Origin of the sequence: Picosynechococcus sp. PCC 73109 (assembly GCF_001521855.1) — a bacterium.
Taxonomy (GTDB): domain Bacteria; phylum Cyanobacteriota; class Cyanobacteriia; order Cyanobacteriales; family MRBY01; genus MRBY01.
Genome location: NZ_CP014003.1, coordinates 1 through 13372, shown reverse-complemented (window position 1 = coordinate 13372; position 13372 = coordinate 1). Strand labels below are relative to the sequence as shown.

12 protein-coding genes, 2 pseudogenes and 1 CRISPR repeat array are annotated in these 13372 nt (G+C 43.8%); of the genes and pseudogenes, 10 read left to right on the top strand and 4 right to left on the bottom strand.

What is annotated here, in order from left to right:
- Positions 1-907: 907 nt before the first annotated feature.
- From kdpC to AWQ23_RS14960, 6 genes are all read left to right on the top strand, one after another.
- Complete coding sequence (gene kdpC / locus AWQ23_RS14980) at positions 908-1480, top strand: K(+)-transporting ATPase subunit C (RefSeq protein ID WP_062437150.1); 573 nt, start codon at positions 908-910, stop codon at positions 1478-1480.
- A gap of 61 nt (positions 1481-1541) precedes the next feature.
- A complete protein-coding gene (locus AWQ23_RS14975; RefSeq protein WP_012305531.1) occupies positions 1542-2648 on the top strand; it encodes a sensor protein KdpD in 1107 nt (368 codons plus the stop codon).
- Positions 2649-3466: 818 nt separating this feature from the next.
- Positions 3467-3739 carry a hypothetical protein gene (locus tag AWQ23_RS14970; RefSeq protein WP_315862689.1) on the top strand — a complete coding sequence of 91 codons (273 nt, stop codon included), beginning with the start codon at positions 3467-3469 and terminating at the stop codon, positions 3737-3739.
- A complete protein-coding gene (locus tag AWQ23_RS14965) occupies positions 3736-3981 on the top strand; it encodes a hypothetical protein (protein WP_062436953.1) in 246 nt (81 codons plus the stop codon). The genes AWQ23_RS14970 and AWQ23_RS14965 overlap by 4 nt, the downstream gene beginning before the upstream one ends.
- Positions 3982-4073: 92 nt before the next feature.
- Entirely contained in the window at positions 4074-4244 is a 171-nt protein-coding gene (locus AWQ23_RS16250; protein WP_198158738.1) for a hypothetical protein, read from the top strand.
- A gap of 470 nt (positions 4245-4714) precedes the next feature.
- Positions 4715-5224 carry an AlpA family transcriptional regulator gene (locus AWQ23_RS14960; RefSeq protein WP_012305522.1) on the top strand — a complete coding sequence of 170 codons (510 nt, stop codon included), beginning with the start codon at positions 4715-4717 and terminating at the stop codon, positions 5222-5224.
- A gap of 583 nt (positions 5225-5807) precedes the next feature.
- Here AWQ23_RS14960 and AWQ23_RS14955 read toward each other — a convergent pair.
- From AWQ23_RS14955 to AWQ23_RS16375, 3 genes and pseudogenes are all read right to left on the bottom strand, one after another.
- Positions 5808-7208: pseudogene (locus AWQ23_RS14955) on the bottom strand (ISKra4-like element ISSysp7 family transposase).
- Positions 7209-7212: 4 nt separating this feature from the next.
- A complete protein-coding gene (locus AWQ23_RS16380) occupies positions 7213-7386 on the bottom strand; it encodes a hypothetical protein (protein WP_232309017.1) in 174 nt (57 codons plus the stop codon).
- An 88-nt stretch (positions 7387-7474) separates the two neighbouring features.
- Entirely contained in the window at positions 7475-7795 is a 321-nt protein-coding gene (locus AWQ23_RS16375) for a plasmid pRiA4b ORF-3 family protein (protein WP_232309016.1), read from the bottom strand.
- Between the two features lie 201 nt (positions 7796-7996).
- Between AWQ23_RS16375 and AWQ23_RS14940 the strand changes: the two are divergent.
- The 4 genes and pseudogenes from AWQ23_RS14940 (at position 7997) to AWQ23_RS14920 (ending at position 11130) form a co-directional block, all read left to right on the top strand.
- A pseudogene (locus AWQ23_RS14940) lies at positions 7997-8546 on the top strand (recombinase family protein).
- Between the two features lie 1341 nt (positions 8547-9887).
- Positions 9888-10202 carry a Fic family protein gene (locus AWQ23_RS14930; RefSeq protein ID WP_030008172.1) on the top strand — a complete coding sequence of 105 codons (315 nt, stop codon included), beginning with the start codon at positions 9888-9890 and terminating at the stop codon, positions 10200-10202.
- A 273-nt stretch (positions 10203-10475) separates the two neighbouring features.
- Complete coding sequence (locus tag AWQ23_RS14925; RefSeq protein WP_030008171.1) at positions 10476-10796, top strand: nucleotidyltransferase family protein; 321 nt, start codon at positions 10476-10478, stop codon at positions 10794-10796.
- Positions 10789-11130, top strand: coding sequence for a DUF86 domain-containing protein (locus AWQ23_RS14920; RefSeq protein ID WP_030008170.1), 342 nt, complete (start codon positions 10789-10791; stop codon positions 11128-11130). The genes AWQ23_RS14925 and AWQ23_RS14920 overlap by 8 nt, the downstream gene beginning before the upstream one ends.
- 7 nt (positions 11131-11137) lie before the next feature.
- On the opposite strand, the gene AWQ23_RS14915 is transcribed toward AWQ23_RS14920, so the two are convergent.
- The gene (locus AWQ23_RS14915) at positions 11138-12238 is read right to left on the bottom strand and encodes an IS4 family transposase (protein ID WP_062433311.1); all 1101 of its coding nucleotides are present in this window, start codon (positions 12236-12238) and stop codon (positions 11138-11140) included.
- A gap of 336 nt (positions 12239-12574) precedes the next feature.
- A CRISPR array of direct repeats spans positions 12575-13335; the repeat unit is 37 nt; unit sequence GTTTCAGTCCCGTGATCGGGATTTAGTGGTTAGAAAG.
- Positions 13336-13372 lie beyond the last annotated feature (37 nt).

The window sequence follows — 13372 nt, the reverse complement described above, 5'->3', positions numbered from 1 at the left end:
TATATTTAGTAAGGTCAAGCAAAAGTATGACGAGAACACAATAGGTTACAATTTTACTGGATGGCAAAGTATATTTTGGTTTGTGAGAAATAATTTAGTTTTCTCTAAATGTATAGTCAATCACATTAGATTACTGTGGAATTTTATCCATCACCATAATTCATTATCAATCCCCCCCTTTAGTATTATCTTAAATAAAGTTTTACTTTTAATTTTTTAATCCCACAGCATTTTTATGGTGATTAGGGTGCAATTTGGGGTTTGCATGACTTATAGCTAATTCAGGGATATTGCCAAAAGTCTATTCTGTTGACTCCAAACAAAAGTTTGTTCAGTCTCGATGGAAGTAATTTAAACTTGTGCGATCACCTTCAAAAGCTAAATTTTTCCCGAAGCATGACGATCAACAAAATAGACTGTATTTCTCAGAAATGGTTTTACAGTGGAGAGTGTCCAACTTTTCAAAGATTACTCTATGATTACCGTTCCTGGGGGAACTATCAAACCCCATTGGTTTGTCCGTCGTGATCTCGATGGTTTTTTTGGCCTCGCACTGAATAATTTTGTCCAAATCCTAGTTATTGTTAGTCTGACTCAAGGGGTGCTGCAATTTCCGGTCGAACTGCTTTATGGCCGCATTTTGCCAGGTAGTGCCCTTAGTTTAATCGTCGGCAATGCTTATTACAGTTGGCTCGCCTATAAGCAGGGTTGCGCAGAACAGCGGGACGATATTGCTGCCCTTCCCTATGGCATCAATACCATCAGTTTATTTGCTTATATTTTTCTCGTGATGTTGCCTGTCCGTCTCCAGGCGATCGCCACCGTCGCCGACATCCTGAAAAAAACAAAAATTCTGCTGATTAACTTTCCAACCCTTTCTTTATCAACCTCAATCCCCTTAAAAATCATGATTCAAGAGATTGCCACTAGCATTCGTACTACAGTCTTTCTTTGGTTACTTACTGCTTTGATTTACCCTTTGCTGATTTTCATGATCGGTCAGGGCCTTTTTCCAATCCAAGCCAACGGCAGTCTAATTGTGAATAACCAAGGGCAAGTCATTGGCTCTAGCCTCATCGGTCAAGCCTTTAATAGCGAAGACTATTTCTGGGGTCGCCCTAGCGCAGTCAATTACAGTATCGGCGAAGATGCCGCCCCTACCGGACTATCCGGAGCGACGAACCTAGCTCCCAGTAATCCTGACCTGTTGGCATTGGTTAAGGAAAGAGCCGAAATCCTGCGGGCTGCCGATCTTGAGCCGACTGCTGACCTGCTCTACAGTTCTGGCTCTGGCCTCGACCCCCATATTTCTCCTACTAGTGCGATCGCTCAAATCGACCGGATTGCCGCCGCTCGTAATCTTTCCCCTGATGACTTAAAAATCTTAATTGAACAGAATACCGAAGGACGATTCTTAGGAATTTTTGGTGAACCTGCTGTCAACACAGTCACCCTTAATTTGGCCCTTGATCAGCTCTAAAGCTTTGAAAACAGGAACTTTCTAGCCTGCATATTCTCTGACTATCCTCTTGCTCTTTTAGATGTACAACCCTACTGCGATCGCCGCTACTAACTACCAAATACTCCCCCGTCGAGGCAAACACAAAATTTTTATTGGCATGGCCCCTGGAGTTGGTAAAACATACCGAATGCTCGAAGAAGGACATGCCCTTAAGCAAGATGGTGTTGATGTGGCTATTGGCTTATTAGAAGCCCATGGGCGGGAGGAAACAACCCTGAAAGCTGAAGGCTTAGAGCTAATTCCTCGTAAACAAGTTTATTGTCGAAATGTTTTATTGCAAGAAATGGATACCGAGGAAATCTTAAGGCGATCGCCCCAGTTAGTCCTGATAGATGAACTAGCCCACACGAATATACCCGGCTCTAAACAAGAAAAACGTTATCAAGATGTTGAAAAAATTCTAAATGCCGGAATCGATGTCTATTCAACGGTTAATATTCAGCATCTAGAAAGCTTAAATGATCTCGTATATCGCATTTCTGGGGTTGTAGTAAGAGAACGTATTCCCGACCGAATCATTGATGATGCTGATGAAATTGTTGTAGTTGATGTAACCCCAGAAACATTACAAGAACGACTTCAGGAAGGAAAAATTTATGCGCCTGAAAAAATTGATCAAGCTCTACAAAACTTTTTTCGTCGCAGTAATTTAATTGCTTTAAGAGAATTAGCGCTACGTGAAATTGCCGATAACATTGAAGAAGAATCCATTTCTGAAACTAAAAATCTCCATTACAATATTCGAGAACGGGTTTTAGTATGTATTTCAACTTACCCAAATTCTATTCAGCTTTTACGCCGGGGCGCTCGAATTGCCAATCATATGAATGGACAATTGTTTGTGTTATTTGTAGCACCTGCGGGTAAATTTTTATCAAAATCAGAAGCATTACATATCGAGACATGCAAACGATTGTGTCAAGAATTTACAGGGGAATTCTTAAGGATAGAATCACCGAATATTGTTACCACAATCGTCAAAATTGCAACCCAAGAACGTATTACTCAAATTGTTTTAGGGGAAACTCGTCGCTCCCGATTTCAATTATTATTCAAAGGCTCTATTGTACAGCAGCTAATGAGAGCATTACCCCAAGTTGATATACATATCATTGCCAATAATTAAAATTCAACTAACTGGACAAGAGAACGCACTTAAACAGCAAGCATCGATTATAAAAAGTATCGTCTCAATCCTCTATTCAGAAGATATCCTGATGAAAGCAAAGCCGTAAAGATTGCTCGAAAATTCAAGCATCTCCCCCCAAAGGCGGCGTTTTTTTATGTTTTTATGAGAGTCCAAGATAAGGGACAAGATAAATTTGAATTCCGGGGACGGACGGGGGCGATCGCATAACCTCTACTGCTTCTAATGATTTTGATGATCAAAAAAATGAAGAAGATCAATAACCATGACCTTGCCTCCAGGATCCGTTCTCCAATTTTTTTAACCTGCGGAATGTAGGAATTAGGGCAGCGCGAAAGTACGGGTATGTAAATTATTTTGTGCAAGCGGTCAAAATCAATAAATCAGTAACGGTGTTTATTTAGCAATGGACCCGTTTTGGTCGCTAAGGCTAAAACCATTGATATATAAACTTTTCAAGCATGAGTATAATAACTCATTAAAAGTTCGACTTTGACAAACCGTATTCTTCAGCAAATATATAACTGTCCCATTTATGATGCTTAGAGCAATAACCCAAAAAGTCTAGAAGTCTTATAAATAGTGGGTTTGGCAAGAATAATTGTCCCATTTAAACATAGAAGTGGGACAGTATTCTGACTTTCTAGGAACTCAAAAGTTGACCTCCAGAATTGCTTAGTGAGCAAAACGGATCCATTGCTAAATAAACACCAAATAGTGATGACCTTCAAGAATTGGCTAAGGGTTGCGACCTACTCATCTTGCCAACGACCCCGGATGTAGTCAGTCTAGAACCGATGCTGGCGATCGCCAATGATGTGGGAGATGCAAAGTATCGAGCATTACTCACAATTGTGCCCCCATACCCTAGCAAGGAAGGGGAAACGATGCGTAATGAGTTAATCGCAAACGGTATCCCTACTTTTCAAAGCATGATTCGCCGTAGCGCTGCTTTTCAAAAAGCGGCTTTAGCTGGTAAACCAGTAAACCAGATGTCTGGTAGAGATAGAATCCCTTGGAATGACTTTGAGGCACTGGGTAAAGAAATTATGGAGGTACTAAGAAAATGAGCGGCAAATTTGGAGACATCATCGGCAGAGCAAAACAAACCAGTAAACCAGATAACCAGATATCTGACCAACAAAATAATCAGCAATCTGCTCAGTCCACCGAGACCGAAAAAATGGTGAATCTTTGTGCGAAGGTTCCCAAGTCTCTCAGGCAGCATTGGGCGGCAGAGGCTAAACGAAACGGCATCACCATGACAGAAGTAATCATTGATGCTCTTAACCAGAAGTTTGGCAAACCATAAAACCAGATTTAATGCTATGGTCGCTTTTCTTTTGACGAAATGACCCCATAAAACCCCAGATTTTTCGTTGGGATTGTAGTTCAAAGAGCTGGGTGAATCTCCTTTTATTCAGGCAGGATGCAGTCGAAGCGGCTCTATCCCGCCGTTTCCTTTTAAACCAGTGGGAAAAGGCATCGGTGGGCAACCTCACCACAGTCATCAGGGCGATGCAGGATTTAGAGGAAATTATCGATGATGTCCCGGCGGCGATCGCCTCTTGCTAGAAGCTAAATGACCGGGTTAGAGGCTGTTTCATTTTGACTCTGCTGTCCGAAATGGAGGTAAAGGGGTTGAAGTAATAGGCGTTTGCTTAAGTTCAGTCATTGATAGGCTTGAGCTAATTTTTCTGTAACCTCTGAAAATAGCGTGGCTCGATAAAACCGCTTACTTGTCGATTGACAAGTAAAAAAATAGCACCTATCTTGGAATCAAGACATGAATCGAAATCGACATCCCAATAAAGAAATCGAAGCGGCGCTGGAGTACGCAGAAGCTAACGGCTGGAGAGTGGAAATAGGCGGCGGGCATTGTTGGGGGAGACTCCTATGCCCCGAAAACAAGGGCTGTCGCAATCGTCTGTTTTGCGCTAATTCGATTTGGTCTACGCCGAAAAATCCTCAAGGTCATGCCAGAAATATTCGTAAATGGGTTGATGGCTGCGATGAGAATAGGGAATGAATAAAGGACTAAAACCATGAAATACTATAACTTTGAGCTATCTTTCAGGCTCCCTGGTGTCAATACAAACCCTGAGCAATACTTAGACGCACTATTTGAGGCTGGCTGCGACGATGCAATGATCGGTATGGGCCGTAATGGGTTTATAGGAGCTGACTTTAGTCGGGAATCTGAATCTTTAGAGTTAGCTGTCGAGTCCGCAATTAAAGATATCGAGAGCGCTATTCCCGGAGCTGTACTGATTGAGGCTGGGCCAGATTTAGTCGGGGCTTCAGATATTGCTGCTATTCTCGGATGTAGTCGCCAGAATATTAGACAGCACCTGACAATGGCTGATGAAAACGGCCCTATTCCTGTATACCAAGGTAAACGCGACCTGTGGCATCTTGCAGAAGTTCTGATCTGGTTACGAGATGCTAAAGGGTTAAAAATTGAACCTGAACTAATAGAAGTCGCGGCTTACGTGATGACATTCAACTCGAATTGCCAGTCTAAAAAAACCAAAAAAGTAGCGGCCTTGGCTTAATCATCTATGGTCAACTACAAGCCTTTTTTACGAATCCGATTCACGCCTGAGAGCGATTTATAAAGAAGGCTCCTCGGCGTAATAATTTTTCTTATGGTCGCCGCCCGCTTTGGTTGAACTTACCCTCAAAAGTTTCAACACATTCAAAAATCCTCTCAATTTTCCGACCTAAGGAAATCAGTCTCCGATAGCGGCGATTTTGCCTCCGTCAGAAAAAAACCTCCAGAGGTGCGTCAGGTGTGGGGAAATTTTTTCTTTATCACCAGGAGGTAATTGATTATCATTGCTCAGCTCTTTTTGGTCATCTGCTGGAGATTTGGTGATACTCTACTGGCTTTTTGCTGGTCTTTTGTCTCTTGTTTGCTGGATATTCTCAATAAATCTGGATAATCTAGCAGTTATTGCAAATACAATCTTTCTTGAGTTGTTCAGGCTTTAGCAAAGCACCATCTAATCCCCACCAGATAACTAGCATTTCACCATCAAGACTAATTACAAACAATTGTACTGATTAATCTTGCGTCCATTATTTAATTTATTCGTCCGTCCGCCACTTAAAGGAGAGTGATTAAAAACGGGGGAATCAAGCAGCATTAGGCACTCCAGTTTCCTTCAGTGGCGGAGAATACCATCGGTCAACCACTTCTTTCCAGTCTTGATTTAGGACTTTAGTTCTCACCTGTAGTAATAGATGAGCACCCTTCGGAGTCCATCGCATTTGCTGCTTCTTCTCCATTCGTTTAGCCACGACTTGATTGACTGTAGATTCCACAAATCCCGTTGAGATGCGCTCCCCACAGCGGTAACGTTCTCCATAGTTGGGAATAAAATGGCCATTGTTCTGAATATACGTGTAGAACTCAGCAATAGCCCGCCGCATCTTTTTGAGTTTCGGATAATTACTTTCGAGAAAGTCAGCATCCTCCTCCAGCCATTCCAGCTCTTGTAATGCCCTGAATACATTCCCATGCCAGAGATACCATTTGACACTCTTTAGCCTCTCTACCATAGACTTGCCATTGTCTAAATCATAGTGCTTCAACCCCCTGAGATATTGACTGAGCTGAGTGATCCGCATGGTGACATGAAACCAGTCCAGAAGATATTCCGCTTGAGGATTGAGAAATCGCTGCAAGTCTCGGACTGTATCGCCTCCATCAGAAAAGAAGGTAACCTGCTAATTCATTTGCATTCCTTGGGATTTTAGGAGTTCAAATAACCGTCGCTTTGGTTTGGTGTCATAGGTCTGGACAAAACCAAAGCTTTTGCCAGGTCCTTCATCTGGAATACTCTTGCCCACAATCAGTTCAAAATGGCGCTGTTGTTTACTCCCTTTAGAACAGTGAGCATGGATATAGGCACCATCAATTCCTACATTGAGGGGAAGCTCAGGTCGAGGGAGTTGCTCCCATTGGCGAGGGCTACCTTCTACATACATAATTTGTTCTTCTCCCAATTCATCATCGAGCTTTTGCCCCATTTGATGCAGGTGATATCTCACGGTAGAAGGATTAAGGGTGCCGTTCAATGGCAACACCTCATCAAGTAACTGGACACTCAGACCATAGGAAACCAGGGAGGCAAATTTTGTCTGCAGGTAAAGGTATTCAGGAGACTGCCGTTCAGTCAGGAGTAAGGCTAATGGGCTAAAGCTTTTTGTTGCTTGGGACTGGCAGGGACAATGAAAAAATCGAGGACTAGTTAACGTCAGCTTCCCAAATACAGAACGATAAATTAGCTTATGTTTCCCTTTGCATTTACGCGGTTGACCACAGTCTGGACAAAACGCCTGTTGCTCTACATATTGACTGACCTGTGACGAAACCATTTCTTGTTGGATCCCTTGCAGAATCTGTTTTGATTCGGCCAAAGTCAAGCCTAGATTAGTAGGAGTCAATGGGCCTCGCTCCAATTGAGCGACATCCTCAATGATTTTTATGCTGCCATCATCGGCTTCAATCCTTAAGCTGATTTTGATATTCATAAGCCTAGAAAATAATGTCCTCTCGAAAAGCTGGGTCGTCACTCAAGGGATTTTGCTGTAAGCGATGATTGAGTTTTGGTAACTCAAGGTTGTCTAGTAGCAGCCAATAACTCAGTTGCCGAAGTTCACTCAGATGTGGCTTAAGCTCATCATCTCCTTGGAAAAGAATTTCAGCCATGCGGTGGAGTACCATTCCTGTAGAGAATTCCTGTCTAAGTTCCTGGAAAGCCCAAGCTCTTCCACAATCTTCAATGGGGCCATTTCGTTTACCCTTCAATACAAATCGGGTAAGTTTTTTCGGGCTCAAGTTCAGTTATCTTTTCAACTCGCAGTTGTACCTGCCAGTTATCGTAATAGTTGTACTCGTAGCGAAACCGTTCTCGCACCCGCAAACCCAGACTTAAGAGAGTCACAGAATGGGGATCATCGCTGAAGCATTCCCCACCAATATGATGGATGCCGTAGGAGTTGCCGTGGATGACGAAGCGATGTAAATATGTGTCGCTCCAGCCAAAAGCGATCTGTAGAATAAAATGTAGTTGAGCAATCGTTGTGTCGCCTCTCACTAGGAACCGACGCCAGATCATTGGGCTGACACCGACAATAACAGCTTTGATCTGAAATACATGTGAGCCTGAGCCACTATCCATACCACTACATCAACGAATAGACTCAATAGTCTTATAAAGTGTACTTTGCAAGACTGTGCAAAACAGTGTTTTATTTAATGTCTCATTATGGCTTTATCATCGTGTCTAAGACGTTATAAAACATTACGGTGAGTCATCATGGCGATGGTTGGCTACGCGCGAGTCAGTTCTGTTGGGCAGAGTCTGGAAGTTCAAATCGAGAAGCTCAAGCATTGCGACAAGATTTTCAAAGAAAAGTGCAGTGGTGTCTCTTACAAACGCCCTAGGCTTAAAGCCTGTCTTGAATATGTCAGAGAAGGCGACACATTAGTTGTGACTCGTTTAGATCGCCTGGCTCGCTCAACCCTGCACCTGTGCGAAATTGCGGAACAATTGGAATCTAAGCAGGTGAATCTTCAAGTGCTTGAACAGAGTATTGATACTGGAGATGCGACCGGACGGCTTTTATTCAATATGTTGGGGGCGATCTCCCAATTTGAAACGGAAATACGTGCGGAACGTCAAATGGATGGCATCCAAAATGCGAAAGCTCGTGGGGTTCAGTTTGGCCGTAAAAAGCAGCTCACGCCAGGTCAATGCCAAGAACTACGTAAAAGACGCTCACAAGGGGTATTAATCAAAACGTTGATGGAAGTCTAAGGCAACTATCTATCGCTATTTGAAGGAAGCGGAAACGGTAAAAAGTTGATGAGAATTTAGATCCCTGCGATCCACTCTGAGTATACTTTCCCCCGTTTTTAATCACTCTCGATCTCCCACAGTATTCAAACCGCTCCTGGGCTGCCATGAGACTCTCTTCTAGGCGGTCTTTTGTGACATATTCGTCCAAGGGCAGCAGAATCCCTAGGTCTATGGTTGGTGATTCCTGAAGCTGGGTCTGGATATGGGATAGGACTCCCAGAATTTTGTACAGAGCCTTGATGTATTTCAGGTCATTGTTGCGCACCGCGGAACCCTGAAACTTCTTGGCACCGGCACCCAGGAGATAGCAGGCATCGCCATGGGATACCCAAGCATTCTCCACATGGGTATACCCCATCATCCACCCAGAGGAGCGTGGGTAGTCTGGGGGCACTGCCGCGCAGTAGGGGGACATCACAAAACATTGGGTAGAAGTACCCTCTAGGCAATAGGCCACTTTTGTTGCACTACTACCGGGGTCAATCACAATTTTGAGTTTAGACATAATTTATTCCTCCTACTGATGAAGAGAAATTGCCCTGAACAGCACGGATAGAAGTGATTTATTTGTTACACAACTTCATAATGGTTCGTCTGTAAAAGCTGTGATTGTCTTGGGCTGGTCTTGGTTCGGGGGGGCGAATTTTTGCTGAGAATTTTCTCTTATTGATGCTTAGGCTGAAAAGTAAACTTGTATTACTGTTTACTCTGATGGTTAATTGCTGGTTATCCGCTGGGGGTTGGGTGGTATTTTGCTAACATCTGGATAGGTCAATGCAAGTTCTATTCGCAATAGTTGTTGAATGATCCCGGTTTCTTGAGAATTATCAGCAAACAACAGGCAATGAGCCACCTAGCCATGGGCAAAGCGCCATCAACTTCTGACTGTCTAGCCACGGAATCAGAAGCACGCTCTGCCGTTTATCCTCTAGTCAAACCAAGGAAATTTCCCCACACCTTATACACCTCCGGAGGTTTTTTCTGGCGGTGGCAAAATCGCTGCTATCGGAAGCAGATTTCCTTGGGTCGGAAATTTGAGGAAATTTTCCGAGATTTTGGCGATCGCCCATACAACTTTGAAAAAAGTGAGTAATCAAAACAGATATTTTGTTCGTTTCAGTCGTAATGCCTATTGAAATAGGAGGCCCGTATTCTATATCCTTGCCATGGGCATCGGGTCGTTCACCAGCGAGGCCATCTAATGTCCTATCAGCCGCCCTTCACCATTACCCCCCAAATCATTAACCAGATCAGTATTATCTCTCAGTAGATCGGGGCACTCGACCATTCGCCTCTTACCTCCTCCCCAGCGAAAGCCTGATCAAATAGCACCCCATTCATTTGCTTTATGCTGGATATCATTAATACAACCCTGCGCCAAAACCTGACATCCTCCAGTCCACTATCAACAACAAAAAATAACCCAGGCGATCAAGTAAATGATCAAGCCGATCAAGTAAGCGATCAAGTAAAACAACTCCTTGCCATTATGGATGACCAATTTTGGAGCACTAATGCTCTAATGGAATCTTTTTCTCTCACCCGTAAACCCACCTTCCGCAAAAACTATCTCTATCCCGCGATCCAGGCTGGGCTAGTGGTGATGAAATATCCGGATAATCCCCGTCATCCCCAGCAAAAGTACAAAAAGGTAGATGGGTAAGTTTGTCGCTATGCCAGGAATAGCATCACCTCCAACGAAATTACAAGCATCAATCGAACTCCTGGCGCTAGACGCAGCGTATCTCTTTGCCCCTGGTGCAAGATGCGAGTGGTTGAAAAGTGTACCCAGTTGTAAGGATGGATCGCTAACAGTGGGACGTTTCAGTCCCGTAGTCGGGATTTAGTGGTTGGAAAGTTGAGTTCCCAGGAGCATTAAAATTTAACATTCATGAATCGTAATTGTATTTTATCCGCTACTACCCATACTCTAACTATGACTCAACAACAGACAGCCTGTTCTTCAGTAATAACATCAGAACAAGTTCTTGAAACGCTGAGGAACTATCCCAATCTCTTTGAAAAATTTAGTATTAAAACTCTGGCATTATTTGGGTCAACTGCTCATAATCAAGCCACAGCGACCAGTGACTTAGACTTTGTTGTTGAATTTCAAAATGAAACAACCCTTAGCTTGTACATGGACTTAAAGTTTTTCCTGGAAGAATTATTTAATAAACCGGTTGACTTAGCAACCAAAAAGTCTTTAAAAGAAATCATTCGTGAACAAGTATTGAATGAGGCTAAATATGTCTAGGAGCCTTAAGCTTTACCTCAATGATATTCTAACAAGCATTGACAAAATCCAGGAATATAGTGAGGGTCTGGAAAAAGAAGCATTCTTAAAGCACTCACTTATCTTTGATGCAGTGACCCTTAACCTACAAATCATTGGAGAAGCCAGCAAGAAAATCCCAGAACAAATCCGAAATCAGTATCCACATATTCCATGGCGAAACATCATTGGCCTGAGAAACATTATTGCCCACACATACTTTTACTTGGACGAAGACATTCTTTGGCACACTATCCAGCATGAACTGGAACCACTACAAAAGTGCATCCAGGAACTCTGGGATAAAGAAGCATAACTAACCACTAAGTACAGGACAAAAATTGTATGGGGTGAAACCCTGACCCAAGTAGAGGTTGGGTAGAAACGGTAAAAAAGCGACGTAATAAGTCAAAACCATAGCGAAACAAACTCCGCGCTCGACGGCCATGGGCCTTGATAATGCGAATCGGCCTCTGACTATGTCGCCATAAACCCGCTTTCATCGCCCAGACAAACGCAATGGCCAACAGAGCCAGCAGCTTCGACAAACGTCTCTTATCGATAAAATGAGTCGATTCCAAGCAAAAGCCACGGGTTTTGAGGGCTCCAAACAGAGTCTCAATCCCCCAACGCCGACGGTAATCTGTTAAAGCATTTTGAGGCTCATGGGCCGTGATGATAATCAGAAAATCATCATCCGTTTGCTTCGATTTTTGTTTCGAGTCAAGACGAGTAGCGATGACATAGACCAGACGACCCCAGACCCACCGTTTTCCCGGCAGGATTCTTGTCTCACCCATGGCCAATGACCGAAATAAGTGAGCTCCCGCAATCGCTGGTTGTCCTTTACCTTTGCTAATCTTGTCGGTCTGACGGATGCGCAGACGAAAGGGAATGGGCTTATCCAGCATCAGGTATGACAGCCAGGGCTTACCAATAAACTCTCGGTCCCCTGTAAGATAGGCAATTTCCGCATCGGGGAATAAGATTTCAAAACGCTCGAACAAATCCATGCGCTCTGTACTGTTGCTGTTGCCCTTCTTCTTCTCCAGCATTGTCCACATCAGTGGATAACCGATGCCTTCATGGACAACACCCAGCATCAAGATATTGAAATCCGTTGTTCCGAATGACCAGTTGGTGCGGTCAATACTCAGGACCCAAGGTTGCGGGATAGCCGCGATATTCATCACCATCTGGGCGATTTTATCCAGGTTGACCTCAAAGGACTTGAAGAATCGCTGCATGCGCTTGTAATTGGACTCCTCAGTGGCGTCACCTCCCCAGACTGTGGCGAGTTCGGCGAGATTGACGGTTTTCGCCCGGAATAATGCTATCAGGAACATCGCAACGAAGGAGAGTCTGGCTCCATGCCATCCAATATGGGGTCGCAATTGGTCGCGAATTTCGCTAATCTGACTCATGAGGGTTTGCTTGGTTATCTTCTAATTCCTATCAAACCCTCTCCCTCTATCCTTTTCAAGTTTTTGTCCTGTACTGAGAACTAACCAAGGCAAAACAGAAAACAGTTTAACCTTTGTCCTCCAACTTCCCGATGCAGTAAACCATAGTCATCATCGACATCAATGTCCAAGTACCATCAAAGCCTACGTTAATTCGATGACGGAATTCAGCCTCAGACTCATTGGCGTTATATGCCTTAATGAGTTCCATGTAGTCACGGTAAACCCAGTAACTCCAAAAGATAGTAGAGGCCAGGAAGAATAAGGTAAAGAAACGAAACAAGTTTTAAGAAATATGTTTCAGTCCCGTGGTCGGGATTTAGTGGTTGGAAAGTCTAAATCACTGGTTCCCCCCACTGCCTCGTACTGGTTTCAGTCCCGTGGTCGGGATTTAGTGGTTGGAAAGCTTTCTAATTGAGGAAAAACAATGGCGCAAATGAGTTTCAGTCCCGTGATCGGGATTTAGTGGTTAGAAAGCCAAGTCAACACACAAAACCAGGGAATATGGAGTTAGTTTCAGTCCCGTGATCGGGATTTAGTGGTTAGAAAGAAGACAGATAGTTTCCCCCTGGTAATTGGCCGATGTTTCAGTCCCGTGATCGGGATTTAGTGGTTAGAAAGAGTCACAGAGCGGGTTTCTGCTTCACCACTTGCTTGTTTCAGTCCCGTGATCGGGATTTAGTGGTTAGAAAGTTTTTCTCTTTGGCCGGGTGGCACTTTTCGTAAGTTTCAGTCCCGTGATCGGGATTTAGTGGTTAGAAAGAATTGCCCCGCGTCAAAACTCAATCGCATCGCATTGTGGTTTCAGTCCCGTGATCGGGATTTAGTGGTTAGAAAGCCACAGCAATAACTTCTGTGCTCGCGCCCCCCCCGCCGTGTTTCAGTCCCGTGATCGGGATTTAGTGGTTAGAAAGAAACCGCACTCTTGTCCCCGGATGACTCGCCATAAGTTTCAGTCCCGTGATCGGGATTTAGTGGTTAGAAAGCGTTGGGTCAATCAGAAGCCTGATAGAAAGCTTGGGTTTCAGTCCCGTGATCGGGATTTAGTGGTTAGAAAGTTCTAGTTTTTCTCCCAGGCAATCTGTTTTCGCGCTT